Annotated in this window: 25 protein-coding genes; 15 read left to right on the top strand and 10 right to left on the bottom strand. The window is 61.6% G+C overall.

Annotation, left to right across the window (positions count from 1 at the left end):
* Positions 1-15: 15 nt before the first annotated feature.
* Genes bufB through ACS5Q8_RS07090 form a run of 3 tightly spaced genes read left to right on the top strand, consistent with a single transcriptional unit; the run spans position 16 to position 2149 of the window.
* The gene (gene bufB, locus ACS5Q8_RS07100) at positions 16-894 is read left to right on the top strand and encodes an MNIO family bufferin maturase (protein ID WP_276196892.1); all 879 of its coding nucleotides are present in this window, start codon (positions 16-18) and stop codon (positions 892-894) included.
* Positions 891-1667, top strand: coding sequence for an HvfC/BufC N-terminal domain-containing protein (locus tag ACS5Q8_RS07095; RefSeq protein ID WP_443694246.1), 777 nt, complete (start codon positions 891-893; stop codon positions 1665-1667). Before bufB ends, ACS5Q8_RS07095 begins: the two co-directional genes overlap by 4 nt.
* On the top strand, positions 1664-2149 hold the full coding sequence (locus tag ACS5Q8_RS07090) for a DoxX family protein (protein ID WP_465159998.1): 486 nt from the start codon (positions 1664-1666) through the stop codon (positions 2147-2149). The genes ACS5Q8_RS07095 and ACS5Q8_RS07090 overlap by 4 nt, the downstream gene beginning before the upstream one ends.
* On the opposite strand, the gene ACS5Q8_RS07085 is transcribed toward ACS5Q8_RS07090, so the two are convergent.
* Positions 2146-3054: a LysR family transcriptional regulator gene (locus ACS5Q8_RS07085; protein WP_276196889.1), complete on the bottom strand. Its 909-nt coding sequence runs from the start codon at positions 3052-3054 to the stop codon at positions 2146-2148. The genes ACS5Q8_RS07090 and ACS5Q8_RS07085 overlap by 4 nt on opposite strands.
* Positions 3055-3159: 105 nt before the next feature.
* Between ACS5Q8_RS07085 and ACS5Q8_RS07080 the strand changes: the two genes are divergently transcribed.
* The 3 genes from ACS5Q8_RS07080 to ACS5Q8_RS07070 all read left to right on the top strand — a co-directional run bounded on the left by ACS5Q8_RS07080 (position 3160) and on the right by ACS5Q8_RS07070 (position 6247).
* Positions 3160-3759, top strand: coding sequence for a short chain dehydrogenase (locus ACS5Q8_RS07080; protein ID WP_276196888.1), 600 nt, complete (start codon positions 3160-3162; stop codon positions 3757-3759).
* Positions 3760-3855: 96 nt separating this feature from the next.
* Positions 3856-4527 carry a COG3650 family protein gene (locus ACS5Q8_RS07075; RefSeq protein WP_276196887.1) on the top strand — a complete coding sequence of 224 codons (672 nt, stop codon included), beginning with the start codon at positions 3856-3858 and terminating at the stop codon, positions 4525-4527.
* A gap of 106 nt (positions 4528-4633) precedes the next feature.
* Positions 4634-6247, top strand: coding sequence for an NAD(P)/FAD-dependent oxidoreductase (locus ACS5Q8_RS07070; RefSeq protein WP_276196886.1), 1614 nt, complete (start codon positions 4634-4636; stop codon positions 6245-6247).
* 58 nt (positions 6248-6305) lie between these two features.
* Here ACS5Q8_RS07070 and ACS5Q8_RS07065 read toward each other — a convergent pair whose 3' ends face one another.
* On the bottom strand, positions 6306-7400 hold the full coding sequence (locus ACS5Q8_RS07065) for a PLP-dependent cysteine synthase family protein (RefSeq protein WP_276196885.1): 1095 nt from the start codon (positions 7398-7400) through the stop codon (positions 6306-6308).
* 215 nt (positions 7401-7615) lie between these two features.
* On the opposite strand from ACS5Q8_RS07065, the gene nhaA reads away from it, so the two are divergent.
* A complete protein-coding gene (gene nhaA / locus ACS5Q8_RS07060) occupies positions 7616-8791 on the top strand; it encodes a Na+/H+ antiporter NhaA (protein ID WP_276196884.1) in 1176 nt (391 codons plus the stop codon).
* 75 nt (positions 8792-8866) lie between these two features.
* Here nhaA and ACS5Q8_RS07055 read toward each other — a convergent pair whose 3' ends face one another.
* Positions 8867-9331, bottom strand: a complete 465-nt coding sequence (locus tag ACS5Q8_RS07055; RefSeq protein WP_276196883.1) for an outer membrane lipoprotein — start codon at positions 9329-9331, stop codon at positions 8867-8869.
* A gap of 157 nt (positions 9332-9488) precedes the next feature.
* On the opposite strand from ACS5Q8_RS07055, the gene ACS5Q8_RS07050 reads away from it, so the two are divergent.
* Entirely contained in the window at positions 9489-9731 is a 243-nt protein-coding gene (locus tag ACS5Q8_RS07050) for a hypothetical protein (RefSeq protein WP_276196882.1), read from the top strand.
* A 54-nt stretch (positions 9732-9785) separates the two neighbouring features.
* Here ACS5Q8_RS07050 and pdxH read toward each other — a convergent pair whose 3' ends face one another.
* The 5 genes from pdxH to dinG form a co-directional block, all read right to left on the bottom strand.
* Positions 9786-10433: a pyridoxamine 5'-phosphate oxidase gene (gene pdxH / locus ACS5Q8_RS07045; protein WP_276196881.1), complete on the bottom strand. Its 648-nt coding sequence runs from the start codon at positions 10431-10433 to the stop codon at positions 9786-9788.
* A gap of 27 nt (positions 10434-10460) precedes the next feature.
* Positions 10461-11657, bottom strand: coding sequence for an OmpA family protein (locus ACS5Q8_RS07040; RefSeq protein ID WP_465159997.1), 1197 nt, complete (start codon positions 11655-11657; stop codon positions 10461-10463).
* Positions 11658-11799: 142 nt separating this feature from the next.
* Positions 11800-12945: a serine hydrolase domain-containing protein gene (locus ACS5Q8_RS07035; RefSeq protein ID WP_276196879.1), complete on the bottom strand. Its 1146-nt coding sequence runs from the start codon at positions 12943-12945 to the stop codon at positions 11800-11802.
* A gap of 82 nt (positions 12946-13027) precedes the next feature.
* Positions 13028-15325, bottom strand: a complete 2298-nt coding sequence (locus ACS5Q8_RS07030) for a beta-galactosidase (protein ID WP_276196878.1) — start codon at positions 15323-15325, stop codon at positions 13028-13030.
* A 97-nt stretch (positions 15326-15422) separates the two neighbouring features.
* Positions 15423-17567, bottom strand: a complete 2145-nt coding sequence (gene dinG / locus ACS5Q8_RS07025; RefSeq protein ID WP_247403958.1) for an ATP-dependent DNA helicase DinG — start codon at positions 17565-17567, stop codon at positions 15423-15425.
* Positions 17568-17665: 98 nt separating this feature from the next.
* Between dinG and ACS5Q8_RS07020 the strand changes: the two genes are divergently transcribed.
* Complete coding sequence (locus tag ACS5Q8_RS07020; RefSeq protein WP_276196877.1) at positions 17666-18130, top strand: CopD family protein; 465 nt, start codon at positions 17666-17668, stop codon at positions 18128-18130.
* A gap of 102 nt (positions 18131-18232) precedes the next feature.
* On the opposite strand, the gene ACS5Q8_RS07015 is transcribed toward ACS5Q8_RS07020, so the two are convergent.
* Both ACS5Q8_RS07015 and ACS5Q8_RS07010 read right to left on the bottom strand, forming a co-directional pair.
* Positions 18233-18991, bottom strand: coding sequence for a collagen-like protein (locus tag ACS5Q8_RS07015; RefSeq protein ID WP_276196876.1), 759 nt, complete (start codon positions 18989-18991; stop codon positions 18233-18235).
* Positions 18992-19162: 171 nt separating this feature from the next.
* On the bottom strand, positions 19163-19858 hold the full coding sequence (locus ACS5Q8_RS07010; protein WP_276196875.1) for a PA1041 family peptidoglycan-binding anchor lipoprotein: 696 nt from the start codon (positions 19856-19858) through the stop codon (positions 19163-19165).
* A gap of 190 nt (positions 19859-20048) precedes the next feature.
* On the opposite strand from ACS5Q8_RS07010, the gene ACS5Q8_RS07005 reads away from it, so the two are divergent.
* The 6 genes from ACS5Q8_RS07005 (at position 20049) to ACS5Q8_RS06980 (ending at position 25375) form a co-directional block, all read left to right on the top strand.
* Entirely contained in the window at positions 20049-20546 is a 498-nt protein-coding gene (locus ACS5Q8_RS07005) for a DUF6231 family protein (RefSeq protein WP_426099561.1), read from the top strand.
* 4 nt (positions 20547-20550) lie between these two features.
* The gene (locus ACS5Q8_RS07000; protein ID WP_276196873.1) at positions 20551-21021 is read left to right on the top strand and encodes a YchJ family protein; all 471 of its coding nucleotides are present in this window, start codon (positions 20551-20553) and stop codon (positions 21019-21021) included.
* 21 nt (positions 21022-21042) lie between these two features.
* Positions 21043-21525, top strand: coding sequence for an LEA/WHy family protein (locus tag ACS5Q8_RS06995; protein ID WP_426099562.1), 483 nt, complete (start codon positions 21043-21045; stop codon positions 21523-21525).
* Positions 21522-21728, top strand: coding sequence for an SEC-C metal-binding domain-containing protein (locus tag ACS5Q8_RS06990; RefSeq protein WP_034137262.1), 207 nt, complete (start codon positions 21522-21524; stop codon positions 21726-21728). The genes ACS5Q8_RS06995 and ACS5Q8_RS06990 overlap by 4 nt, the downstream gene beginning before the upstream one ends.
* Before the next feature lie 101 nt (positions 21729-21829).
* Positions 21830-24271 carry a penicillin acylase family protein gene (locus tag ACS5Q8_RS06985; RefSeq protein WP_465159996.1) on the top strand — a complete coding sequence of 814 codons (2442 nt, stop codon included), beginning with the start codon at positions 21830-21832 and terminating at the stop codon, positions 24269-24271.
* Between the two features lie 324 nt (positions 24272-24595).
* Positions 24596-25375 carry a transporter substrate-binding domain-containing protein gene (locus ACS5Q8_RS06980; protein ID WP_276196870.1) on the top strand — a complete coding sequence of 260 codons (780 nt, stop codon included), beginning with the start codon at positions 24596-24598 and terminating at the stop codon, positions 25373-25375.
* The last annotated feature ends 27 nt before the right edge of the window (positions 25376-25402 follow it).

Raw genomic sequence — 25402 nt, 5'->3', positions numbered from 1 at the left:
CCACCCTGAGTACTGATGATGACGCTTTCGTTCCTGCAAACGCCCTCAGCGGCTCAGGCGCCCGGACTCCCCCTGCGGGCCGGGCTGGGGCTGAAGCACGAGCACTTCGCCGAAGTGCTCGACACCCGCCCCGATATCGGTTTTTTTGAAGTGCATGCCGAAAACTACATGGTGGCCGGCGGCCCGTTTCATCACTACCTGGGTTTGATTCGCGCGCAGTACCCGCTGTCGCTGCACGGCGTGGGCCTGTCCATCGGCGGCGAAGGCCCGCTGGACCGTGCGCACCTGGCACGGCTGGCGAGGCTGATCGAGCGCTATCAACCCCACACCTTTTCCGAACACCTGGCCTGGTCGACCCACGGCCCGGTGTTTCTCAACGACTTGCTGCCGCTGGCCTACGATGTCGACAGCCTGAACCGGGTGTGCGAACACGTTGATCAGGTTCAGAGCTTCCTCAAACGCCCAATGCTGCTGGAGAATCCATCGACCTACCTGCAGTTCCAGCGCTCGACCCTGGACGAGACGGACTTCATCAGCGAAACCATCCGCCGCACCGGCTGTGGCCTGCTGCTGGACGTCAATAACGTCTACGTGTCGTGCATCAATCATCAGCGTGACCCGTTGGCCTACATCGACGCCCTGCCATTGCACGCCGTGGCTGAGATTCATCTGGCAGGCTTTGCCGAAGACACCGACAGCCTGGGCGAGCGCCTGCTGATCGATGATCACGGTGCGCCCATCGATAACGCCGTCTGGCAGTTGTACGAGCAGGTACTCGCGCGTACCGGCCCGGTGGCGACGTTGATCGAAAGGGATAACCAGGTGCCGGCCTTCAGCGTGCTGCTGGCCGAGGCGCAACAGGCCGAACGGCATTTGTTGCAGGTGCGCCCATGAGCCTCCTCGAAGACTTTGCCGCCGCCCTGCTGGCGCCGGACCAGGCCTGCCCCGACGGCCTGTTCAGCAGTAACGGCGCCGACCCGGCCAGCCGCTTTGCCGTGTATCGCAACAATGTCCACGGCTCGTTGATCAATGCGCTGGCGAGCGCTTACCCGGTGACGTTGCAACTGGTAGGCGATGAGTTTTTCCGCGCCATGGCCCGCGGCTACGTACAGGCGAACCCGCCCAGCAGCCCGGTGATCAGCGCGTACGGCGCTACATTTTCCAGCTTTATCCAAGGCTTTGAACCGGCCGCGAGCGTGCCTTACCTGGCGGATGTAGCGCGATTGGAACGCTTGCGGGTCCGTGCCTATCACGCGGCGGATGCCCCGGCGCTGGAACCGCAGGCTGTTCTGCAGCAACTGCAAGCACACACCGAGCTGGGCACATTGCGCCTGCAATTGCACCCATCCCTGGCTACGTTGAACTCCCGCTACGCCGTCGTCGCAGTGTGGGCGGCGCACCACACCGAGGGCGCGATTGCCACGTTAAATCCCTGGCATGCCCAGGGCGCCCTGATGTTGCGCCAGGGCCTGGAGGTCAAGGTGTTCGCCATCGACAGCGGCTCGGTGGTGTTCATCGACAGCCTGAACCATGGCGCGGTGCTGGAGGAGGCGCTCACACACGCACTGGAGACGTCGGCCGAGTTCGACCTGCACCAATGCCTGGCGCTACTGATCAACCAAGCCGCAATCACTCACCTGCATCTGGAACACAAGGTATCGCCATGAACGCTCAATCACCGGGCCTGATTAAACGGGCCATCCAGCTTTTCGAACAAATCCCCTACAGCTTGATCGCCTTTCTCGCACGCTTTTCCATAGCGGCAGTGTTCTGGAAGTCCGGGCAAACCAAAGTCGAAGGTTTTGCCATCGACTTGATCAGCGGCACCTTCCAACTGGGCGAACCGCGACTCGCCGCCTCGACGCTGCCGCTGTTTCGCAGCGAATACCGGCTGCCCTGGCTGTCACCGGAAGTGGCCGCGCACATGGCGACATTTGCCGAACACTTCTTCCCGGTGCTGATCCTGCTGGGCTTCGCCACGCGCTTCTCGGCCCTGGCGCTGATTGGCATGACCCTGACCATTCAACTGCTCGTGTACCCCGACGCCTACCCCACCCACGGCACCTGGCTGGCCATACTGCTGCTGTTGGTAGCCAAGGGCCCGGGCGGCCTGTCCATCGACCACTGGATTGCCCGCCGTTATCGCTAGAGACGGTCGAGGGCTTCGCCGCTGCGCTTGAACCAGTCCACCAGGTAGTCGGCCAACACCTGGGTGCGTCGCGGCAAGCCGCCCTGATAGGGATGCACCAGGTACATCGGCAGGCTCCGCGTCTGATAGTCCCGCAGGAGCAAACGCAATCGACCGTCAGCCAGTTCCGCCGGTAAAACGTAGGAAGGCAGGCGCGCAATACCGGCGCCCACCAGGGCGGCCTTTTTCAACAGGTTGTAGTGGTTGGAGGCGAAGGTCCCGCTCACCCGCACGCGCAGCAGTTCGTGCTGCTGGTGGTACAGCCACTCCTCGCGGCCGCTGTAGTGGCTGTTGAGCAGGCAGGTGTGGGACGCCAGATCAGCCGGGGTCAGCGGTTCGCCGTGCTGCTCCAGATAGGCCGGGCTGGCACAGGTCATCTCGTGCCAGGCCAGCAGCGGCTTGGCCACCAGGCGCTGATTTTCGATGGCACCCGAGCGTACCCCCAAGTCAAAGCCATCCCGCGCCAAGTCGCGGTAGCTGTTGTTCAGCTCCAGTTCGATCTGTACCTGCGGATAGTGCTCGGAAAACTCCAGCAACAAGCCATCGAAGAAGGTTTCGCCCAATGACACCGGAACCGTCATACGCACCGGCCCGGCCAAATCGTCCTTGAGCCGGGCCAGTGCCTGACGCGCCCGTTCGACCTGCACCACCAACGCCTGCGCCTGGGGCAACAACGCCGCGCCGGCAGCCGTCAGGCTGAGCTTGCGCGTGGTGCGGTGCAGCAACACCACCGCGTACCCCGCCTCCAACTGGCTGATGCGCTTGGACAATTGCCCTTTGCTGCAACCCAACTGCTCAGCCGCTACGGTAAAACTGCCGGCTTCGATCAATACGGCAAACGCCGCCAGGTCATCCATCTCGCTCATGGATTGTTTCCATTTGAAAACCAAAGGTTGCCTATTAACACGTTTATCCATCTGAAAAGCCACACTAGACTGACCCCTCACTTACCCCACTGGAGAAACAGCACGATGAAAATCCTATTGATTGGTGCCAGCGGCACCGTGGGCTCGGCGGTCAAGGCGGAACTGGCGCAGCGTCACGAGGTAATCAGTATTGGTCGCAGCAGCGGCGACTTCCAGGTGGATATCAGCGACAGCGCCTCGATCCGCCGGCTGTTCGAGCAGACCGGTCGGTTCGATGCCCTCGTCTGCGCGGCAGGCAATGTGAATTTCGTCGCGCTGGGTGAGATGAGCGAAACCGATTTTGAACTGGGCCTGCGTGACAAACTGATGGGCCAGGTCAACCTGCTGCTGATCGGCCGCGAGTACGCCAACGATGGGGCCTCGTTCACCTTCACCAGCGGCATTCTCAACCGCGACCCGATTCGTACCGGTGCCTCGGCGGCACTGGTCAATGGCGCACTGGATGCCTTTGTGAAAGCCGCGGCAATCGAATTGCCACGGGGCCTGCGCGTCAACTCCGTGAGCCCGACGGTGCTGTTGGAAGCCATGGGCAGCTACGCACCGTACTTTCGCGGGTACAAGCCGGCCCCGGGCGCTGATGTGGCGTTGGCCTACGCGAAAAGCGTCGAGGGCTTGCAGACCGGTCAAACCTTTAGCGTAGGTTGAACTTCAAGGCCGTAAGAAATGCCTGAAGCTCGCGCGTGGGCTTGTGATGCACCGCCAGCCTGCGTAACGTGGCGGCACTTGTCAGGAGACCCGATAATGCGTGCCGCCCGTACCCTCATGCTGTTTGCCTTGCTCCCGCTGTTCACCGCCTGCCAGTTGTTCGAAAGCGAGCCGGCCAAACCGTCCACCGTCGGGTTGACCCGCATGCAGGGCGAGCTCACGGCAGTCGCAGGCAAGCTGTTGTTCCAACCGTGCCACGACCAGCGCAACTACGTGGTCAAGGATACCGGCGGTACCAGCATCCTGCAGGAAGCCGCCTCCCTGGCCGGCCAGCAAGGCGCACTGTTTGCCGACCTGCGCGGCAAGTTCTCCGGCGTCGCCGCCGGCACCCAGGGCGAAGTGGAACTGCAACAGCTGTACCGCGTCGAGCGCTCGGTCTCGGCTTGCGATGATCCCGACTTCAAGCGCACGATCCTGCGCGCCAGCGGCCACAAGCCGGCCTGGGCGCTGAACGTCACCGCCAAGGGCATGGTGCTGGAGCGCGAAGGCCAGCCACCGCTGCCGGTTCCCTATGTCGAGGAACAACTGGGTGACGGGCGTTTCAACCTGATGACCGAAGCCAATAACCAGCACATCGAACTGTGGGCAGCCCCGCAGCGGTGCGTCGACAGCGTCAGCGGCAGCCTGCAACACATGACCGCCGAGTTGCGGGTCAACGGTCAAGTCCAGCGTGGCTGCGCGGCCTTCGGTGGTTCGCGGGACGATTGATTCGTGTCTGCGTTGTTTTAACATGACGGAAACCCGCCGTTGGGGCTTATAATCACCGGTTTGCAAAACCGCCGGCCCCACCAAACGCCGCACACCGGACCCTGTCATGTTACGAATCACCGAACTCAAGCTGCCCATCGACCATCCCGAAGAAGACCTGCGGCCCGCCATTGTGCAGCGCCTGGGCATCGCCAGTGATGACCTGCTCGATTTCACCCTGTTCAAGCGCAGCTATGACGCCCGCAAAAAATCGTCGGAGCTGTGCTTCATCTACACCGTCGACTTGAACGTAAAGGGTGAAACCGCCCTGCTGCTCAAGTTTGCCGATGACCGCAACATCAACCCGGCGCCGGACGTCAGCTACAAGGTGGTGGGTCAGGCGCCTGCGGACCTGGCTGAACGTCCGGTCGTGGTCGGTTTTGGACCGTGCGGGATTTTCGCCGGGCTGCTGCTGGCGCAGATGGGCTTCAAGCCGATCATTCTCGAGCGCGGCAAGGAAGTGCGCGCGCGCACCAAGGACACCTGGGGCCTGTGGCGCAAAAGTGTGCTCAACCCGGAGTCCAACGTGCAATTCGGTGAGGGCGGCGCCGGGACCTTTTCCGATGGCAAGCTCTACAGCCAGATCAAAGACCCGAAATTCCACGGGCGCAAAGTGCTGCACGAGTTCGTCAAGGCCGGCGCACCGGAAGAAATCCTCTACGTCAGCAAGCCGCACATCGGTACGTTCCGTCTGACCGGCGTGGTGGAAAACATGCGCGAGCAAATCATCGCCCTGGGCGGTGAAGTGCGCTTCGAGCAACGGGTGACCGACGTGTTGATCGAAGACGGTCAACTGAACGGCGTGGTCATCGATGGCGGCGAGCAGATCCTCTCCAAGCACGTGATCCTCGCCCTCGGCCACAGCGCCCGCGATACCTTCCGCATGCTCCACGGCCGTGGCGTGTACATGGAAGCCAAGCCGTTTTCCGTGGGTTTCCGTATCGAACACCCGCAGTCGCTGATCGATGCCGCGCGCCTGGGCAAATACGCCGGGCACCCGAAACTTGGCGCCGCCGACTACAAACTGGTCTACCACGCCAAGAATGGCCGCTCGGTCTACAGCTTCTGCATGTGCCCCGGCGGCACCGTGGTGGCTGCGACTTCCGAGTTGCATCGCGTGGTGACCAACGGCATGAGCCAGTACTCGCGCAACGAACGCAACGCCAACTCCGGCATCGTGGTCGGCATCACGCCTGAGGTCGATTACCCGGGCGGCCCGCTCGCCGGCATCGAGTTGCAGGAGCGCCTGGAATCCCACGCCTACATCCTCGGTGGCAGCAATTACGAGGCCCCGGCGCAACTGGTGGGCGATTTCATCGCCGGCAAACCGTCCACGGCCATCGGCAGCGTGGAGCCGTCCTACAAACCTGGGGTGTCCATGGGCGACCTGGCCCTGGCGCTGCCGGACTTCGCCATCGAAGCGATCCGTGAAGCCTTGCCGGCGTTCGAGAAGCAGATCAAGGGCTACTCGCTGCACGATGCAGTCTTGACCGGTATCGAGACGCGCACCTCATCGCCACTGCGGATTACCCGCAACGAATCGATGCAGAGCTTGAACGTCAAAGGCCTGTTCCCAGCCGGTGAAGGCGCCGGTTATGCCGGTGGGATTCTGTCGGCGGGTGTCGACGGCATTCGGATTGCCGAGGCGTTGGCGCGGGATATGTTGGGTATCGAGGCCTGAAAAAACCGCCGTGCGGATGTGGGAGCAAGCACGCTCCCACATTGGTTTTTATGGCGTGTCAGATATTCGCGCGCAAGACGTTATCGGGCAGTGGCTCACCGCGCTCGACGCTGGCCGCCACCGCAGCTATCAACCCCGGCAGTTCATACCCCTGCCCCGCCAGCCACGCCTGATCGTAATAGGTGGTGGCATACCGCTCGCCCCCATCACACAAGATCGCCACGATCGACCCCGACTCCCCCGCGGCTTTCATCTGCTGCGCCGCCATCAAGGCACCGATCAAGTTGGTCCCGCTGGACCCGCCGACCCGCCGCCCCAGCCGCTCGGCCAGGTAATGCATGGCCGCCAGCGACAGCGCATCCGGCACCTTGACCATCGCATCAATGACCTTGGGCAAAAACGACGCTTCGACCCGGGGTCGGCCAATGCCTTCGATCCGCGAACCGCACTCCAGGCGCAAGCCGGCATCGCCGCTCAGGTAGTAGTCAAAGAACACCGAGCGCTCGGCATCGGCACACAACACGCGGGTGCAATGCTGGCGATAACGCACATAGCGCCCCAGGGTCGCGGTCGTGCCGCCAGTGCCGGGGCTGGAAATCAGCCAGCTCGGCTCGGGATGACGCTCGAAGCGCATCTGCTGGAAGATCGACTCGGCGATGTTGTTATTCGCCCGCCAGTCGGTGGCGCGTTCGGCGTAGGTGAACTGGTCCATGAAGTGACCACCGCTTTCCTGCGCCAGGCGTTCGGACTCGGCGTAGATCTGCGTCGGATCTTGTACCAGATGACTCTTGCCACCATAGAAGGCGATCTGGGCGATCTTTTCCTTGGAAGTGGTGGCTGGCATCACCGCGATAAACGGCAGGCCGAGCAGGCGTGCGAAGTAGGCTTCGGAGATCGCCGTCGAACCGCTGGAGGCTTCGATCACCGGCGCCCCCGGCTTCAGCCAGCCATTGCACAGCGCATACAGGAACAGCGAGCGCGCCAGCCGGTGTTTCAGGCTGCCAGTGGGATGGCTGGACTCATCCTTGAAGTACAACTCGATACCCGGCAAGCCCGGCAGCGCTAAAGGGATCAGGTGGGTGTCGGCGCTGCGCTGGAAGTCTGCTTCAATAATACGAATGGCTTCGCGGGCCCAGGGACGGTGGTCGCTCATGAGGGAATCTCTAAGGATTTCAGTCGCAATCTTAGGATGTTTCCTATGCCACACACAGATACAGTAACGACTCAATTAGACACACAATTGCTAGGTTCTGGCGCAACCATGACCGCGCCCTATTCTTATAACAAATAAGAATATAACTTTTGTTTTAACAACTAACGGTACGGGTTAGGGTACGCACCTATTGAATCCGGATTGGAGAGCATACCTTGGCTCTGCGTAGCACGTTCACCCGTTTTTTCCAGCTGGAAGCCGCCAGCGGTCTGTTGTTGATCGCCGCAGCCGCCTTGGCGCTGATCGTCAACAACTCACCGTTGTCGCACCTCTACAGCGCGTTTCTCGACGTGCCCGTAGTGGCGCAGATTGGCGCGTTGAAGATCGCCAAACCCGCGTTGTTGTGGATCAATGACGGCCTGATGGCGCTGTTCTTCCTGCTGATCGGCCTTGAGGTCAAGCGCGAGTTGCTCGACGGCCACCTGTCCAAGCCCTCGCAAGTCGTCCTGCCAGGCGCTGCGGCGATCGGCGGCATGGTGGTGCCGGCATTGATCTACTGGGCAATCAACAAGGATTACCCTGCGGCGCTTTCCGGCTGGGCAATCCCCATGGCCACCGATATCGCCTTCGCGTTGGGCGTCCTGGCGCTGCTGGGCAAGCGCGTGCCAGTGTCGCTGAAACTGTTCCTGATGACCCTGGCCATTATCGATGACCTGGGCGCAATTATCGTGATCGCCGTGTTCTATTCCAGCGACCTGTCCGGCGCAGCCCTGGCGGGCGCGGGCGCCTGTTTGATTGCCTTGATTGCGATGAACCGGCTGGGCGTGATCAAGCTCGGGCCTTACCTGATCATCGGCTTGATCCTCTGGGTCTGCGTGCTGAAAAGTGGCGTGCATGCCACCTTGGCCGGCGTGACCCTGGCGTTCTGCATACCGCTGCGCACCAAAAACGCCGAAACCTCTCCGCTGTTGACGCTCGAACATGCCCTCCATCCGTGGGTGGCCTACTGCATCCTGCCGCTGTTCGCGTTTGCCAACGCTGGTGTATCCCTGACCGGGGTCAGCCTCGAGAGCTTCACCCACCACGTGCCCCTGGGTATCGCTGCCGGCCTGTTGATCGGCAAGACTATCGGCGTATTCGGCCTCACCTGGCTGGCCATCAAGACCGGCCTCGCCGCGCTGCCCAGCGGCGCCAACTGGGGCCAGGTGTTCGGCGTCGCAATCCTGTGCGGCATCGGCTTTACCATGAGCCTGTTTGTCGGTTCCCTGGCGTTCGTGCCGGGCGCCAGTGAGTTTGCCGGGGAGGATCGAATGGGGATTCTGACCGGGTCGATACTCGCGGCGTGTATCGGTTATGCGGTGACGGCGATGGCAAGTCGCAAGAAAGCCTGACTCACACAAACACCGCACACAAAAAACCCCAGCCGGTCACCCGGCTGGGGTTTTTCTTTGCTCGCGGCTTAACGCTTAGCGAGTCACGCGGCTGGTACCATCAACGGTCATGATGCGCACGCGATCACCGATGCGGAAGATTTCATTTTCCTGCACGGCCTGCACGTAGGCGCGCATGCTGCCGTCGTCTTCACGGACGGTGATTTCCACGCCCTGGGTACGGGTCAGGCCTTCTTCGGCGGCCGAACCCACCAGGCCGCCGGCGACGGCGCCGATGACGGCAGTCACGATACTGCCACGGCCGCCACCGATGGCGCTGCCGCCCACGCCGCCAATGACGGCGCCGGCTGCGCCGCCGATTGGGGTCTTGGTGCCTTCGATTTTCACCGGACGCAGGGATTCAATGGTCCCCATGCGAACGGTCTGCACACGACGCGCTTCGTCACGGGAGTACGAGTCGCCGGTCAGACTCGAGGCGCAGCCACCCAACAACAACGACAGGGTAGTAAAGCAGGCAACTAGTAAAACGGACTTACGCATAGCATCAACTCCAAAGGACAGGTGTTCATTAGACGCTGAGGCTTGACGCCTGTCACGGCAAGCCCCGCAGAAAATTGCTTTCATTCAGCCCTAGTACAGAGTGCCAGCACCAGAAGACCCGACAAACGGTAGCACTCATCTTGTAAACAGGACGTTCATGGATTATTTCATCATTGTAGTCACTACCGTAGCCGGCTTGTATTTCCATGGCTGGTTGTACCTGCGCATCCGACGCTGGATCGACCGCGACTTGGCGCTCTCCCTGGCGGGCAGCGACCTGCACAAGCGGGCCTTTATGCTGCAACAACTGGAAAAAGCCCGCACCCTGAAGATCAACCGCCGCGAGTTGCCGGCCTGGTTGAAAAACGCGGCGCAGCAGTACACGCCCGAGGCCTCTTGAAGAGAGGCTTCGGGGTGACGGACAACAGTCAGGTGGGGTGACGAAAGACGACGATCAGGGTGCCAGACGCTCACGGGTCCAGTCGGCCCCTTGCAAGCGGTAGTTCAGGCGGTCATGCAGGCGGCTAGCGCGGCCTTGCCAGAACTCGATGCGCTCGGGCAACAAGCGATAGCCGCCCCAGTGCTCGGGACAGTGCGGCTGAGTGTCGCTAAAACGCTGTTCGGTGACCTTGAGCAAGTCGTGCAATTCTTCACGGTCACGGATGACCTTGCTCTGCGGAGACGCCCACGCGCCCAGGCGGCTACCCAAGGGGCGCACCTGGAAATAGGCGTCCGACTCTTCGAGCGTGACCTTGACCACCCGGCCCTCGATGCGCACCTGGCGCTCCAGGGTCGGCCAGAAAAAGGTCATAGCCGCGAAAGGCTGCGTCGCGAGCTGATCGCCCTTGGCGCTCTGATAGTTGGTGAAGAAGGTAAAGCCCTGTGCATCCAGGCCCTTGAGCAGGAGGATGCGACAGTGCGGGCGACCGTCCTCATCGACCGTGGCCAGGGTCATGGCATTGGCCTCCACCGGCGGTTGCTCGGTCTTCACCGCCTCGCCAAACCATTGATGGAACAAGGCAAACGGCTCGCTCGGGGCTTGGGCCTCGCTCAAACCATCCCGTGTGTAGTCACGGCGCATATCCGCCAATGCCTGGGTCATGCGGCTTTATCCTTCTGGTTCAACAGATCAGTTTTTTGCCTGGTCGTTCGCAGCTGGTGCAGCGGCCTTGGCTTTGGCCGGTGCTGGCTTCTTGGCAGCTGGCTTGGCAGGGGCCTTTTTCGCGGCTGGCTTAGCTGCGGATTTCTTCGCAACCGCCTTTTTCGCTGGGGCCTTTGCGACTGCGGCCGGAGCGGGAACGTCCTGCACTGCAACCATTTCAGCCACAGGCGGCGTCTTGCCCGAGCTGTATTTGCTCAGCAAGGCCAACATAGTTGTACGCTGAGTAAACATAATTTCCATGCGACGGTTCAGCGCACGGCCCTGGGTACTGTCGTTGGCGGCACGTGGCATCATGTCGCCCATACCGCGCAACATCAGACGGTCTTGCTTGAGGCCGCTGAGACTGAAAATCGACGCGATTGACACCGCGCGCTCTTTGGTCAACGCCTGGCTCGCCGGAGCGCTGCCGGTGGAGTCAACGTGACCTAGGACCAGTACGGCGGTCTTCGGGTCAGCCTCAACAGCCTTGGCGACGCGAGTGAACGGGCCCAAGGTAACCGGCAGCAACATCGTCGGGCGTTTCGGGTTGTAGGAACCGTCTACCGGGGCAATCACCACCAGTACGTTGTCGCGACGTTCCAGTTGCAGGTTGCTGTCCTTGATGGCGGCGCGCAGGCGCGGCTCATAGTCGTCCAGCCAGGCTTGGGTGATTTTCGGGTCGGGCATCGGCACGTTGGTCACGTCGACCTTGGCCAATGGCTTAGGCTTGGACGTGCTTTCGAACGGCCACCACCAGTGAGTCTCGGAGTCGGTCTTGGCGATGACGGGGGCAGCAGGAGCATCGGCTGGCGCCGGGGTTGCAGCCTTAAGGTCGGCCTTCAGGTCAGCCTTGGCATCGGCGGCCTTTTCGTCGGTGCTCTTGGAGGAGAACGGCCACCAGCTAGAGCCGGTATCCGCTTTGACCACCGGGGCTGGAGCAGGAGCGGCGGCTACCGGTGCGGCAGGCTTGGCGCTAGCGGCGGCAGTTACCGGCGCGGCAGGCTTGGCCCCGGCGGCGGGTTTGGCGTCCGGTTTGGCGTCGGTTTGGGTCACTGCGTCCTTGGTAGCAGCCTTGTCAGATCCAAATGACCACCAATGCCCGCCCTCGGCATCATTTTGTGGTGTTTGTGCGCAGCCAGTAATAGTGAGGCACAGCGCCAGTGCCAAGGACTTGTTCGATAACATGAGATATCCACAAAATGAGAAAAAACCGGGGGTCTGAATGACCCGTTAAACAGACGCGTCCAGAACATTAAAGTTACAATATTTCGCTTCGCGCCTTCTTATACTTGCCTTTGTAACAAAAAAACGTGAAACAGCAAGGGGTTTACAGACAACCGGCCAATATTCTGACCAACTTCTGCGCCCGCGGGTCCATAAGTACATAGGGCCCCAATGTATTAGTCGCAAAACCGAACGCTACATCATGTTCAGGGTCGGCAAACCCCACCGAACCACCCGCACCAGGATGTCCAAATGCACGCGGGCCAAGGCCGAAGGTCGCATTCGGCAGTTGCGGTTGATCCAACATGCAGCCCAGGCCGAAACGGGTTTGGGTCAATAAGGTTTTATCGGGCCCGATACTGTGTTCACGGGTCAACTGTTCGAGCATGTCGCTTTCCAGCAAACTACCGTCCAATAAACCACTATAAAAACCCGCCAGGCTGCGCGCATTACCGTGACCATTTGCCGCTGGCTGCTGCATACGCCGCCACTCCGGTTTATTAGTGCTGGTCAGAATAGACGGCGGATTGGCAAATGCCCGTGTCGTCATGGCCGCAGGTTCTCGCATCATTACTTGCAATAAGCGTTGCGCGGCTTCATCGCCCATGTTGCCTTTGCTGCGTGCTATATGGGCAACGCGATAAAACTCTTCATCCGCCAGGCCCACATGAAAGTCCAGCCCCAACGGGCGTGCAACCCGCGCCACGATGGACTCGCCCGGCCCGCGCCCGTCGGCACGGCGCAGCAATTCCCCGACCAGCCAGCCATAGGTGATCGCCTCGTAGCCGTGGCCCTGGCCCGGCGTCCACCACGGGGCTTCGGCCGCCAAGGTGTCGACCATCAATGGCCAGTCGTACAGCGCTTCGGCGGGCAGCATTTCGCGGATCGCCGGCAACCCGGCCTGGTGGCAGAGCAACTGGCGCAAGGTGATGGCTTCTTTACCGGCCGCAGCAAACGCCGGCCAGTAGTTGGCCACTGGCGCATCCAGTTGCAGCTTGCCTTCGGCCACCAATTGCAGGGCGGCGACGGCGGTGAAGGTTTTGGTGCAGGAGAACAGGTTGACAATGGTGTCGCTGTGCCACGCTTGTGCCCCATCCTTGTCGGCGGTGCCGGCCCACAGGTCGACCACGGTTTCCCCGCCGATCTGGATGCACAGCGCCGCACCACGCTCTTGCGGGTCATCGAACAACGCGGCGAACGCTTCACGTACCGCTTCGAACTGGAGCTCGTAATGACCCTGAACCTGCACCTAAGCCCCCTCGGAAAACGCTGTAAAAAGTGGCCGACATTGTTCCAGCCCTTGTAGGATTTGTGAACCCGTCAACGCTGAATCAATGACCATTTCCGGAATGCCCACCGGCATGTCCGGCGCCCTGCCCCGCACCTTTGCCGTCACGCCCCGGCGTGCTGCCTCCATGCTCGCGAACCGCACGGGCCGCCTTGGCCTTTTCGGCCTCCTTGCCCAGTTGGTCGACCGCCGCCAGGTTGCTTCTACGCACACTGTCGACAAAACCCTGGAACGGCACATCGGTCATACCGACCAGACCGAAATGGCCGTTTTCGCCGTCCAGCAAGCGACCGGTCACCGGCTGGTCCAGATACTGGAACCAGTGCACACCGACAATCGACGGCTCGGCCATAGCCTGCTTGAGGAAGTTGGCATACGCGGCGCCGCGATCCTCTTCCCTGGCCAATTGCGTTACACCGCCCCAAAACGGGCCGCGGTCAGCCGAGCCGAAGTTGAACTCGGTGATCAACACCGGCTTGTCCAGTGCGCGCAAGGCGGCGAAGTCATAGCCGTCCTGAGGTTTGAGGGTGTACATGTTGAAGCTCAACACGTCGCAATACTGCGCACAGGACGCCACCGCTTCCGGAGTACTCACTGCGTAACGCCCGCCCAGCAGCAACTGGTTGGGCGCGTGCCATTTGAGCGCATCGGAGATGGTCTTGAAGTAGGTATCGGCGAAGGTCTTCTGGAAGTATTTGAAGTCGGCTTCGATTTCCGGATGCTCGGGGTTGGGCATCGGTGGCTCGAAGCCCGGATCTTCCATCAACTCCCAGCCCGCCAGGTGGATGCCCCAGGCTTTCGACAGGCCTTCTTCGTTGCGGTATTTGTCGCGCAATTGCTTGAGGAACGCACGCTTGGCGGGTACGTCGGTGGTCATGCGCAGGGTGCCGTAGGCCAAGGCGAAGCGGGATTTTGCATCCTCACCGGGACCGGCCCATGCCAGTTCGTTGTCGGCAAAGAAGCCGATCAACCACGGATCGTCACGGTGATCACGGGCAGCGATGGCCACGGCGCGCTCGGTGGCCATGGCGAAACGCGGGTCGAACGGGTCGGGCATGCCGCCCCACCAGTCGGTGCCGGTACTGATGCTGGCGTAATCGCCGACGATCGACAGCGGCAAGGTGTACGGCACGCGGTCCGCGCTGGCCAGTTGCGCAGCGCTCCAGTTGCCGACGGTGTTGAAACCCCAGGCCTGCAAGCGGTCGAGGGTGTGGCTGACCCAGCGCTTCTGGTCGAAACCTTCAGTGTCATAAGTGCGCTGCAGGTTGGCGCGGTAGAAATCGTACCAACGCCCCGCGCCAAAGCTGCGCCCTTCGCCCGCGCCGTTGCCAGTGCGGTTGTCAGCGCTGCCGTAGTATTTGTCGAGGGGTTCACCGGCCTTGGGCAGCGCCGCGAACATCCATTCACGGCCCGCCACATAAGTCTGGTTGTTATCCGACGCCACGGTGTTGACGCCCAGGGAATAGAACGGATGCCCCTCCGGCGTCACCAAATACCAGCGACCGTCGCGCTTTTCGGTGCGGAAAAAGCCACTGGCGTCGAACGCAGGGCCCTTGCTCCAACCGCCGTACTGGTCCAGGGAGGATTTATCCCGCTCGGCCAGCCAAGCCTTGAGTTGTTGCTGCTCCTTGGCAGCGGCGGCCTTGAGTTGCTCGTCGCTGCTGACCTTTTCCGGCCAGCGCGCGCGGGTGGACTGGCCATAGGCGTCCACCAGTTCGCCGTAGGCTGCCATGAGCACCGGCTCGCTGTCCTGCACGCCAAAGCGCTCCAGCAGAATGCTTTGGGCGACATTCGGCTTGATCATCGACAGGGTCACCGACACCACCTGGCTGCGGTCGATTTCCCCGGCGCTGCTGGCCAGCAACACGCGCTGGCCGTCGACGCTGATCGGCATCGGCGGGCCGGCCTTCATGCCCTGGCTCAACGGCGAGTTGGCTTGCAGGGGGATCAACAGGGTCTGGGCCGGACCGGCTGGCAGGTCGATGCGGCTGACCAGGGTCTTGCCGTCATTGCTCTGCACCTTGACGTACAGGGTCAGCGCCCAGTCCATGGCGCTCTGGATACGCAGGCTCATGGCGCTGGATTGCGACCAGTCCCAGGCGCCGGTCTGCGGGCTGAGCACCAGGCTCGGTTCGGCGGCCGGGTTGAAGGTGATGCGGCGCAGCACTTCGCCTTCAGGGGTTTGTTCGGCGTTGTATTGCGGCAGGCTGGCGTCCTGGGTCGCCACCTTGACCACATCGGCAGGCCGGACGAAGTTGAACAGCGTTTGTTGCCCGGCGGGTGCGGCCAGCAGGGGCGCGGCGAACAGCAGGGCAAAAAGGGCGGGCAGCGTGCGAATCATACGAGCAAGGTTCTCCCAAACGGCCGATAAATGGCCTGATGACATAGAGCGAGGCAGTGAGATAGACCACGAAGTGGGCGAATTCGCCCACTGAGGCTTAAGAAATTTCGCGCCGGAACGGCGGCAAGGCATTCAAGATAGCCTTGCCATAGCGCTGGGTGACCAGGCGGCGATCGAGCAAGGTGATGGTGCCCCGGTCTTCTTCGGTACGCAGCAAGCGCCCGCAGGCCTGCACCAGCTTCAGGGACGCATCCGGCACCGAGATTTCCATGAACGGGTTGCCACCGCGCGCTTCGATCCACTCGGCCAGGGCGGCCTCGACAGGATCATCCGGCACCGAGAACGGGATCTTGGCGATCACCACGTGTTCGCAGTAGGCACCGGGTAAGTCCACGCCTTCGGCAAAGCTCGCCAGGCCGAACAGCACGCTGGAATCCCCGCCATCGACCCGCGCCTTGTGCTTGTTCAGGGTTTCCTGCTTGGACAGGTTGCCTTGGATAAACACCTGCTTGCGCCAGTCGCGGTCAAGGCCGTCGAACACGTCCTGCATCTGTTTGCGCGACGAGAACAGCACCAGTGTGCCGCGCGAACCTTCCACCAGCTCCGGCAAGTCACGGATGATCGCCGCCGTGTGGGCCGGCGCATCCCGGGGGTCGGCCTTGAGGTCGGGGACGCGCAGCACGCCGGCATCGGCGTGATGGAACGGGCTCGGCACCACGGCGGTGACGGCTTTTTTCGGCAGACCCGCACGCATGCGGAAGCGGTCGAAGGTGCCCAGGGCGGTCAGTGTGGCCGAGGTAACCAGGCAGCCATAGGCCACGTTCCACAAGTTGCGCCGCAACATTTCCGCCGCGAGGATCGGGCTGGCGTTGACCTCGATGTCAAACAGCGCACCGCTTTCCGACAGGGTCAGCCAACGCGCCATGGGCGGGTTGTCTTCCGGGTCTTCGACGGTGAAGGCGGTCCACAACTCCCAGTTGCCCTGGGCACGGGACAACAGGCTGCCGAACAGTGGGTACCACTCCTCGGCCTGGTTACTGGCGATGCCGATATTGACCTCGCCGTCCATGCCTTCCTTGAGCAGGTCGGTCAAGCGAGTGAACAGATCGGTTAGGCGCGAAAAGCCCTTCTTCAGCTCGACGCCCATTTCGCGCATGTGCTCGGGAATCAGTCCACCGACAAAGCGATGGCGCGGGCGCTCGCGGCCTTCGACGTCTTCGCCGGGCTTGAAGTCGGCGACCTGCTCGCAGGCGCTGAACATGAACTGCTGCTGGGTCTTGATCTCCCGCGCCAGCTCCGGTACCTGCTCGATCAGCTTGCCCAGGTCGCCGGGCAGCGGATGCTGGGCCAGCAGTTTGGTGAGGTTCTTGGCGGTGGTCTCCAACCAGTCGGCGGTGGAGCGCAAGCGCGTGTAGTGGGCGAAGTGGCCGATGGCCTTGTCGGGCAGGTGGTGGCCTTCGTCGAATACGTAAAGGGTGTCGCGCGGGTCCGGCAGCACGGCGCCGCCGCCCAGTGCCAGGTCGGCCAGGACCATGTCGTGGTTGGTGACGATCACGTCGACCTTACCCATGCCTTCGCGCGCCTTATAGAAGGCGCACTGGCCGAAATTGGGGCAATGACGGTTGGTGCATTGGCTGTGGTCGGTGGTCAGGCGCGCCCAATCGGCGTCTTCCAGGGCGGTGGGCCAGCTGTCGCGGTCGCCGTCCCATTTATTGCCGGCCAGTTTCTCGATCATGCTGGTAAACAGTTTTTGGCTGACTTCATCGACTTCGATCTTGAAGCCTTCTTCTTCAAACAGCGACGCCGTGGCGGTTTGCGCGTGGCCTTCCTGCAGCAGCACGTCGAGCTTGGACAGGCACATATAGCGGCCGCGGCCCTTGGCCAGGGCGAAGGTGAAGTTCAGGCCGCTGTTGCGCATCAGGTCGGGCAGGTCTTTGTAGACGATCTGCTCCTGCAGGGCGACGGTGGCGGTAGCAATCACCAAGCGCTTGCCGGCGGCCTTGGCGGTGGGAATCGCCGCAATGCTGTAGGCCACGGTCTTGCCGGTGCCGGTGCCGGCCTCGACGGCCACGATCGCAGGGTCGCCGCTGCGCCGGCCTTCGTCGTCGGTGTCGATATCCCCGAGGACCTTCGCCACTTCGGCGATCATCAGGCGTTGGCCGTAGCGCGGTTTCAAGCTCTTGGCTTCGAGAAAACGCGAATAGGCGCCCTGGATCGTGGTTTTGAGTTCAGTGCTGATCATGGATAGTCGGGCGCAAAAACGCTGGATAAATTTTCAGTGGTTCGGATCGGCAGCTATCATACCTCGCTAATTAATCCCGCGCAGAACGGAGTACCGCAATGACCGTGTTCAGCCTCGTTTACACCCTGCATGTATTGGCCGCCCTGATCTGGGTCGGCGGCATGTTTTTCGCCTGGATGATCCTGCGCCCCGCCGCTGTGGCGGCGCTTGAGGGCCCTGCCCGGCTCAAGCTGTGGGTAAATGTGTTTCAACGTTTTTTCGTGTGGGTCTGGGTGGCGGTGCTGGTTTTGCCGATCAGCGGTGTCGGCCTGTTGCAACTGCGCTTCAGCGGGTTTGAAACCGCACCGCGTTACGTGCAGGTGATGATGGGGTTGTATGTGGTGATGACCGCGCTGTTTATCCGCATCCAGGCGTTGAAGCTCCCTGAATTGCGCACAGCGGTGGCGGCTGAGGATTGGCCGGCGGGTGCGGCTGCACTGGGGCAGATTCGCAAGTTGGTGGGCATTAACCTGATCGTGGGGTTGGTGGTGGTCGCGATTGCTTCGGCTCGGCCGATGTTCTGAGACGCGCCTTAAACCGCCATCCGGAGCAAGCCCTCTCCCACACTTGAAATGCATTCAAAATGTGGGAGGGAGCTTGCTCCCGATGGCGTCAGAACGAACGACTCAAAGTCGCTGGACGGTTACAGAGCCAGCAGGACCAGCCGGCCCCGGTTGCCCTTCCAGCCCAGGCCGGCCTTTGTCACCACCATCGGCGCGGTACACCAGGCAACCCTTGGATTGCCCACCCCTTCCGGGCTTGCCCGCCGTCCCTGCCAAGCCGCCCGCGCCGCCATCGACCCAGACCTTGATCTTGTCGCTCGGAAAGTCCTGCGGCAGCTCGACCCGCACCTGCGCGCCCGCCGCGCCAGCCAACCCGTCGCCACCGTTATCGCCGTTGGCACCGCGCCCGGCGGAACCCCAAGTGCAACCCGGGTCTTCGCCGTTGGCGCCATCCAGCCCGGCATAACCTTGGGCGCCGGTACCACCACGGGCATCCACCGACAGCTCTTGCGCCGTCAGGGCATTGATGCGCAAGGTCAGGTCACGCCCGGCCTTGGCTGGTTTTTCATGAGTACCCGGAGCACCACGCGAGGTGATCTGGCTGCCGTGCTCCAGTTGCGCCTGACGCACCTGCAATTGCAGCACGGTGTTACCGGGAGCGATGGCGATGCGTGCTTCGCGGCCCAGGTGCAACACCTCCACCGAGACCTGGCTGATCGTGGCCGGGATGAGCAAAGTGCCGTAGTCCGCCACGTCCAGGCGTTCCAACTGCAGTACGCTGGTACTGCTGGGCAAGCGCATCAACGAATTGGTTTCAACACTGACGTTCTGGGCCAGGGCAACGGGGCTGACCAACAGGGCCAACAGAAAAACCTTACGCATCATGGGGCTCCTGAGTGATGGGGAATTTGTTATTTCAAATTTTTCTTTGGGCGCACAGTAACGACTTCTACAGGCGATTTGCCAGTGAAGGATCAAAAAACTTGAGAAGGCGTCGGTTTCAGCGAGGATCGCCAACGATGCCCCTGTGGAATCCCACAGGGGCAAGGGCTGTCAGCGGTTGATCTGGATTTCTACGCGGCGGTTCAGGGCACGTCCTTCAGCGGTTTTGTTGTCAGCCACCGGATGGCTTTCGCCCGCGCCGGTCACCGATACAAAGTTACTGCGAGGCACGCCGGAGCCGATCAGGTATTCCGTCACCGAGTGGGCGCGTTTTTCCGAGAGTTTCTGGTTGTAGACGTCCTTGCCGACGCTGTCGGTATGCCCGCTGACCCGCAACTGGGCGCTCGGGGCCTCCCGTTTCAGGCGGGTGGCAATGGTGTCGAGCTTGGTTTTGTCCGCCGCCGTCAGCTTGGCCGAGTCGAACTGGAAGTGTACATCGCGAATCACGATGGTTTCTTCCTTGACCACAACCACCTCTTCAACCACAACGGCGAGTGGCGCAGGTGGGCAACCATTGGCATCGACCTGCACGCCTTTCGGCGTGCCGGGGCACTTGTCACGGCTGTCCGGCACGCCATCGCCGTCTTCGTCACCATCGCCGTGTACCCAGCAATAGGCACCGGCCATGCCGCCGACCAACAACGCGCCGTAGCCGGCGTAGGCTGAGCTTTCCGTCGCACCGATCGCCGCACCGGTCACACCGCCAACGGCGGCGCAGGTGGGCCAATCGGTTTTTTGCAAACCTGCGCAACCTGTCAATACTCCGGTTAGCAGAACCAAGGGTAGAGCTGTCCGCATGATGCTCATCTGATTTCTCCTGGGGGGATCGGCGGGGGCCGATGGGTGGAGTAAAGACCGCTCCTTTCAACTGCGCCAGTACGCCACACCCCCGTATTCATTGAGGCCGGCCGCACTTGAGGGACTTTTCTCAGCCACCCGCTCTAGGCCCGCACGCTCAGCCGCGCTAGTCTCTAGGGTCCTGATGTGAGGATCTCTGATGACCGCTGGTATTTCTTCTCGTACACCCCAGCAAGCCCTGGCTGCCTTGCTCGATTTGCAGCAGCCCAAACGCCTGTTGCTGTTGGGTGCCAGCCAGTTCCCGGCACTGCAAGCCTTTCAAAAGGCGCACCCTGAGACCCAGGTGTCCGTCGCGGCGCCTGGCGCGTTGCCGGCGGAACTGGCGGCGCAGCGTTTTGACCTGGCGCTGGTGGTCGATTGCCTGGAGCACCTGTCAAAATCACAAGGCCTGACCCTGTTGGGTGGCATTCGCAACCTCAATGCCAGCCGTATTGCGGTGCTGGTGGACCTGGGAGCCTGCGACTGGAAGGACACTGACTTCTTCTCCCTGGCCCTGCAGGCCGGTGAGCGCTTCGAGCGCGATGAGCAGGTGCTGACGCTGTTTACCTATGATCTGCTTGACTATAAACAGGTGCCGGACTGGCTCAACGCCCGCTTCTGGGCCAACCCGGAAAACTTCGGAAAGTATTGGTGGTAACCCAATGACTACAGCCATTTGCCCCTGCGGCAGCGGCAACCTGCTGGATGCCTGCTGCGGCCATTATCACGCCGGCCACCCGGCGCCGTGTGCCAGCGCACTGATGCGTTCGCGCTACAGCGCCTACGTGCTGGGCCTGGTGGACTACCTGGTGGCCACCACCCTGCCCGCGCAACAGGCCGCCTTGGACCGTGACGCCATTGCCGCCTGGAGTGCCCAGAGCACCTGGCTCGGCCTGGAGGTGGAAAGCTCCGAGGTGTTCGGCGGCCAGCCGGAACATGCGTTCGTGACCTTTACTGCACGCTGGCATGACAGCACCGGCGAACATAGCCACCGCGAACAGTCTTCTTTCGTACAGAATGAGGCGCGCTGGTACTTCATCGACCCGACAGTGCAGATGAAGGCCGGACGCAATGACGCGTGCCTCTGCGGGAGCGGGCAGAAGTTCAAGAAGTGCTGCTCCAGCTACCTCTAATCACCTGACAGGGATCACGCCATGCTCCGGATTTACAGCTTGTTGCTGGCGTTGACCCTTGGCTTGAGCGGCTGCGCCTCGTGGTTCGAGGACGACACGCCCCCGCCCCACGTCTCGCTGGTGAAAGTCGAAGTGATACGGGCCAAGTTACTGGAGCAGAAGTTCAAGCTGTATTTTCGCGTGGACAACCGCGACGACGCCGATCTGACGGTGCGGGGCCTGATCTACAAGGTCACCCTGGGCAACCTGCTGCTGACCGAAGGCGAATCCAACGAATGGCTCACCGTGCCGCCGCGTGGCCATGCCTTTTTCAAGATCTCGGTGCGCACCAACCTCTGGCCGCAAATCCGTGATGTGGTGCAGATGCTGAAAAAACCCGAGCGGCCCGTGCCGTATCGGCTGGAAGGCGAGCTGAAAACCGGATTATTCATCGGTAATGACGTGCGCGTGGACCACAATGGCGAGATAATCCCCGGCGATTTTATTCCGGAGCGACATCGATGACTCAGCAACCCCATGTCCATGGTCCTGACTGCAACCACGATCACGATCACGATCACCATGATCACGACCACGGCCATGTCCACGGCCCGAACTGCGGCCATGCTCACCAGGAGCCGGTGCGCAATGCCCTGAAGGACGTTGGCCGTAACGATCCATGCCCATGCGGCAGCGAGAAGAAATTCAAGAAGTGCCACGGCGCTTGATACCACGCTCCTGAAAATAAGCCTTAGCTCCTGCTTGCGTCGTTTCACCGCGCTCACTAACGTAGCGCCTTTACTGACGCTACCCCCGCAGGAGCTTTGCCATGGCCTCGCCAGCCCTCTCACATTTTCTTCCCCGGTTCGGCGTTGCCGCGGCAGTGGCCAGCGCATTAAGTCTGGCTGGTTGCCAACTCCAGAGCACCCAGGACACCCTGCCACCCGTTACCGGCGTACAGCCGATCAAGGGCCTCGCGCAGAATGTTTCGATACGCCGCAATGCCCAGGGCATGCCGCTGATTGAAAGCAACACCTTCCACGACGCACTGTTCAGCCTCGGCTATGTGCATGCCAGCGACCGCATTACGCAGATGGTCACGTTGCGTTTGCTGGCCCAAGGCCGCCTGGCGGAAATGTCCGGCCCCGAGGTGCTGGATGTCGACCGATTCATGCGCGCGGTCAATCTCAAGAAAAGCGCCGGCGAGCTGTACAACGCCTCGTCGCCACGTCTCAAGCGCTTCTTTGAAGTGTATGCCCGTGGCGTCAACGCCTACTTGTTCCGCTACCGCGACAAGCTGCCGCCGGACCTCGCCCAGACCGGCTACAAACCCGAGTACTGGAAGCCGGAAGATTCGGCGCTGTTGTTCTGCCTGCTGAATTTCAGCGAGTCGGCCAACCTGCAGGAAGAATTGTCGTCCCTGGTACTGGGGCAAAAGGTCGGCGTCGACAAACTCGCCTGGCTCACCCCAAGTGCGCCGGATGAACCGATCCCCCTGGCCGAAGCCGACAAACTCAAGGGCGTGAACCTGGGCCAGATCACCGGCCTGGCCGGGCTGGAGACGGTCAGCCAGCAACTGAGCAGCCTCAACTCACTGGCGGTCACCACCTCGAGCAACTGGGCGATTGGCCCGCAACGCAGCCGCAGCGGCAAAAGCCTGCTGGCCAACGACCTCGCCGCCCAGCCGCAAGCACCGTCGCCATGGAATTACGTACAGATCCGCGCCCCGAAATACCAGGCCGTCGGCGCCTCGATTGCCGGCCTGCCAACCCTGCTGTCCGGCTTCAACGGCAAAGTGGCGTGGAGCATGAGCACGGTCAAGGGCGACACGCAGGACCTGTTCTTGGAAAAGGTCAAACGCCAGGGCAGTGCGTTGTACTACGAGAGCAACGGCAAATGGCTGCCGGCCGGTGTGCGTAACGAGACCTTTTTCATCAAAGGCCAACGCTCGATTCGCGAAGTGGTGTACGAAACCCGCCACGGCGCCCTGCTCAACAGTAGCCAGGCGCTAACAACGGGACTGGGTCTGGCCCTGCAAACGGCGGACTTCAAGGACGACAAGAGCCTGGATGCGTTCTTCGACCTGTCCCGTGCGCAAAACGCCGGCAAAGCCTCGGACGCGACCCGGGAAATCCGCGCCATCGCCTTGAACATGGTGTTCGCCGACGCCAGCAACATCGGCTGGCAGGTTACCGGGCGCTTCCCCAACCGCCGCGAAGGCGAAGGCCTGCTGCCTTCACCGGGCTGGGATGCGCGCTTTGACTGGGACGGTTACGCCGACGCGATGCTGCACCCCTATGACCAGGACCCGGCCCAAGGCTGGATCGGCACCGCCAACCAACGTACCGCGCCGCGCGGCTATGGCATGCAACTGTCCAACTCGTGGGATGCTCCGGAGCGCAGTGAGCGCCTGGCGCAGTTGGCCAATGCCGGCAAGCATGACAGCCGCAGCATGATCGCCATGCAATACGACCAGACCACCACGTTCGCCGCCAAGCTCAAGAACATGTTCCAGGCGCCTGGCATGGCGCAGCCGCTGAAACAGGCGATCGCTGCGCTGAACGCAGCCGAACAGACCAAGGCCCGTGAAGCGCTGAATCGCCTGATGGCGTTTGACGGCCGCCTGGCGCCGACGTCAGCCGACGCGGCGATTTATGAGCTGTTCCTGCAGGAAAGCAGCAAACAGATCTTCCTCGACGAACTCGGCCCGGAAAACAGCCCCACTTGGAAAGCCTTTATCAGCAACGCCAACCTGTCCTACGCCGCTCAGGCCGACCACCTGCTGGGCCGTGAAGACAGCCCATTCTGGGACGATGTACGCACCCCGCAGAAAGAAGACAAACCGGCAATCCTCGCCCGCAGCCTGGCCGCCGCGATCACTGCCGGCGACAGCCAGTTGGGTGCCGATCACAAGGCCTGGCAGTGGGGCAAACTGCACAGCACCACCTGGAAGAACAGTAATGGCCAGGTGATTCGCGGCCCGCTGGCTAGCGGCGGCGACCACAACACCCTGAACCCGGCCCCGTACAATTGGGGGCAAAGTTTCGACACCACCCAAGTGCCGGCACTGCGCATGATTGTCGACTTCGGCCAGGCGGAACCGATGATGGGCCAGGGCGGCATCGGCCAGTCCGGCAACCCGGCCAGCCCGAACTATGCCAATGGCATCGATCCGTCGCTCAAGGCGCAATACCTGAGCTTCCCGATGCAGCCGCAGAACTTTGACAAGGTGTATGGGAAAGCCAGGTTGACCCTCACTCCCGGCAAGTAACCGTACCAACAGGTGGGAGCTGGCTTGCCTGCGATAGCGGTGGATCAGTCACTGAAAGAGTGACTGACACGGCTTCATCGCAGGCAAGCCTGCTCCCACATTTTTTAATCTGCGCTCGATCCAAAATGGTGCAGCCGATTTTCAATGCCCACTTTCGGGCATCTCCTATACTAATAGCTCCCTCTTCCCACCTTTTAAAACGATCATTCGGAGCGACATTCGGAACTATGGTGCAGAAATTGCTACTTGTGATCCGTCTGACACCGTTCAGTAACAGTCCTAAACGCGCCACAAGCGCTTATCTTGGTTTCCAGGGATTACATAATGAAAAAAGCATTGCTGACCCTTTCTGCACTGGCTCTGTGCATGGCCGCAGGTTCCGCCTTGGCCAAGGAATACAAGGAATTGCGTTTTGGTGTCGATCCGTCCTACGCACCGTTCGAGTCCAAAGCGGCTGACGGCAGCCTGGTGGGCTTCGACATCGACCTGGGCAATGCGATCTGCGCCGAGCTGAAGGTCAAGTGCAAGTGGGTCGAAAGCGACTTCGACGGCATGATTCCAGGCCTCAAAGCCAACAAATTCGACGGCGTGATTTCGTCCATGACCGTCACCGAAGCCCGTATGAAGGCCATCGACTTCTCCAACGAGCTGTTCTCCGGCCCGACTTCGCTGGTATTCAAGAAGGGCGCCGGTTACTCGACGCCTGAGTCCCTCAAGGGCAAAACCGTGGGCTACGAGCAAGGCACCATCCAGGAAGCCTATGCCAAGGCCGTATTGGATAAAGCCGGTGTGACCACCAAGGCCTACGCCAACCAGGACCAGGTGTACGCTGACCTGACCTCCGGTCGTCTCGACGCCTCCGTGCAGGACATGCTGCAAGCCGAACTGGGCTTCCTGAAGTCGCCGGCCGGTGCCGGTTATGAAGTCAGCGCGGCCATCGACGACCCATTGCTGCCGTCGAAAACGGCGGTCGGTATCAAAAAAGGTAACACTGAGCTGAAGGCCTTTTTGGATAAAGGTATCAAAGCGTTACATGATGATGGCACCTACGCCAGCATCCAGAAGAAACACTTTGGCGATCTGAACCTGTACAGCGGCAAATAATGCCTGGGGCGCCCCTTCCCGCAAGGG

This window comes from Pseudomonas sp. PAMC25584 (genome assembly GCF_058135675.1).
Note: the sequence above shows the minus strand (reverse complement) of the source record. Positions and strands in the feature narration are given on the sequence as shown.

What these genes read in the sequence shown, in the direction of transcription:
- bufB (WP_276196892.1), top strand. Translation starts at nt 16, where the DNA reads ATGATGACGCTTTCGTTCCTGCAAACGCCCTCAGCGGCTCAGGCGCCC.
- ACS5Q8_RS07095 (WP_443694246.1), top strand. Translation starts at nt 891, where the DNA reads ATGAGCCTCCTCGAAGACTTTGCCGCCGCCCTGCTGGCGCCGGACCAG.
- ACS5Q8_RS07090 (WP_465159998.1), top strand. Translation starts at nt 1,664, where the DNA reads ATGAACGCTCAATCACCGGGCCTGATTAAACGGGCCATCCAGCTTTTC.
- ACS5Q8_RS07085 (WP_276196889.1), bottom strand. Translation starts at nt 3,054, where the DNA reads ATGAGCGAGATGGATGACCTGGCGGCGTTTGCCGTATTGATCGAAGCC.
- ACS5Q8_RS07080 (WP_276196888.1), top strand. Translation starts at nt 3,160, where the DNA reads ATGAAAATCCTATTGATTGGTGCCAGCGGCACCGTGGGCTCGGCGGTC.
- ACS5Q8_RS07075 (WP_276196887.1), top strand. Translation starts at nt 3,856, where the DNA reads ATGCGTGCCGCCCGTACCCTCATGCTGTTTGCCTTGCTCCCGCTGTTC.
- ACS5Q8_RS07070 (WP_276196886.1), top strand. Translation starts at nt 4,634, where the DNA reads ATGTTACGAATCACCGAACTCAAGCTGCCCATCGACCATCCCGAAGAA.
- ACS5Q8_RS07065 (WP_276196885.1), bottom strand. Translation starts at nt 7,400, where the DNA reads ATGAGCGACCACCGTCCCTGGGCCCGCGAAGCCATTCGTATTATTGAA.
- ACS5Q8_RS07055 (WP_276196883.1), bottom strand. Translation starts at nt 9,331, where the DNA reads ATGCGTAAGTCCGTTTTACTAGTTGCCTGCTTTACTACCCTGTCGTTG.
- ACS5Q8_RS07050 (WP_276196882.1), top strand. Translation starts at nt 9,489, where the DNA reads ATGGATTATTTCATCATTGTAGTCACTACCGTAGCCGGCTTGTATTTC.
- pdxH (WP_276196881.1), bottom strand. Translation starts at nt 10,433, where the DNA reads ATGACCCAGGCATTGGCGGATATGCGCCGTGACTACACACGGGATGGT.
- ACS5Q8_RS07040 (WP_465159997.1), bottom strand. Translation starts at nt 11,657, where the DNA reads ATGTTATCGAACAAGTCCTTGGCACTGGCGCTGTGCCTCACTATTACT.
- ACS5Q8_RS07030 (WP_276196878.1), bottom strand. Translation starts at nt 15,325, where the DNA reads ATGATTCGCACGCTGCCCGCCCTTTTTGCCCTGCTGTTCGCCGCGCCC.
- dinG (WP_247403958.1), bottom strand. Translation starts at nt 17,567, where the DNA reads ATGATCAGCACTGAACTCAAAACCACGATCCAGGGCGCCTATTCGCGT.
- ACS5Q8_RS07020 (WP_276196877.1), top strand. Translation starts at nt 17,666, where the DNA reads ATGACCGTGTTCAGCCTCGTTTACACCCTGCATGTATTGGCCGCCCTG.
- ACS5Q8_RS07015 (WP_276196876.1), bottom strand. Translation starts at nt 18,991, where the DNA reads ATGCGTAAGGTTTTTCTGTTGGCCCTGTTGGTCAGCCCCGTTGCCCTG.
- ACS5Q8_RS07010 (WP_276196875.1), bottom strand. Translation starts at nt 19,858, where the DNA reads ATGAGCATCATGCGGACAGCTCTACCCTTGGTTCTGCTAACCGGAGTA.
- ACS5Q8_RS07005 (WP_426099561.1), top strand. Translation starts at nt 20,049, where the DNA reads ATGACCGCTGGTATTTCTTCTCGTACACCCCAGCAAGCCCTGGCTGCC.
- ACS5Q8_RS07000 (WP_276196873.1), top strand. Translation starts at nt 20,551, where the DNA reads ATGACTACAGCCATTTGCCCCTGCGGCAGCGGCAACCTGCTGGATGCC.
- ACS5Q8_RS06995 (WP_426099562.1), top strand. Translation starts at nt 21,043, where the DNA reads ATGCTCCGGATTTACAGCTTGTTGCTGGCGTTGACCCTTGGCTTGAGC.
- ACS5Q8_RS06990 (WP_034137262.1), top strand. Translation starts at nt 21,522, where the DNA reads ATGACTCAGCAACCCCATGTCCATGGTCCTGACTGCAACCACGATCAC.
- ACS5Q8_RS06985 (WP_465159996.1), top strand. Translation starts at nt 21,830, where the DNA reads ATGGCCTCGCCAGCCCTCTCACATTTTCTTCCCCGGTTCGGCGTTGCC.
- ACS5Q8_RS06980 (WP_276196870.1), top strand. Translation starts at nt 24,596, where the DNA reads ATGAAAAAAGCATTGCTGACCCTTTCTGCACTGGCTCTGTGCATGGCC.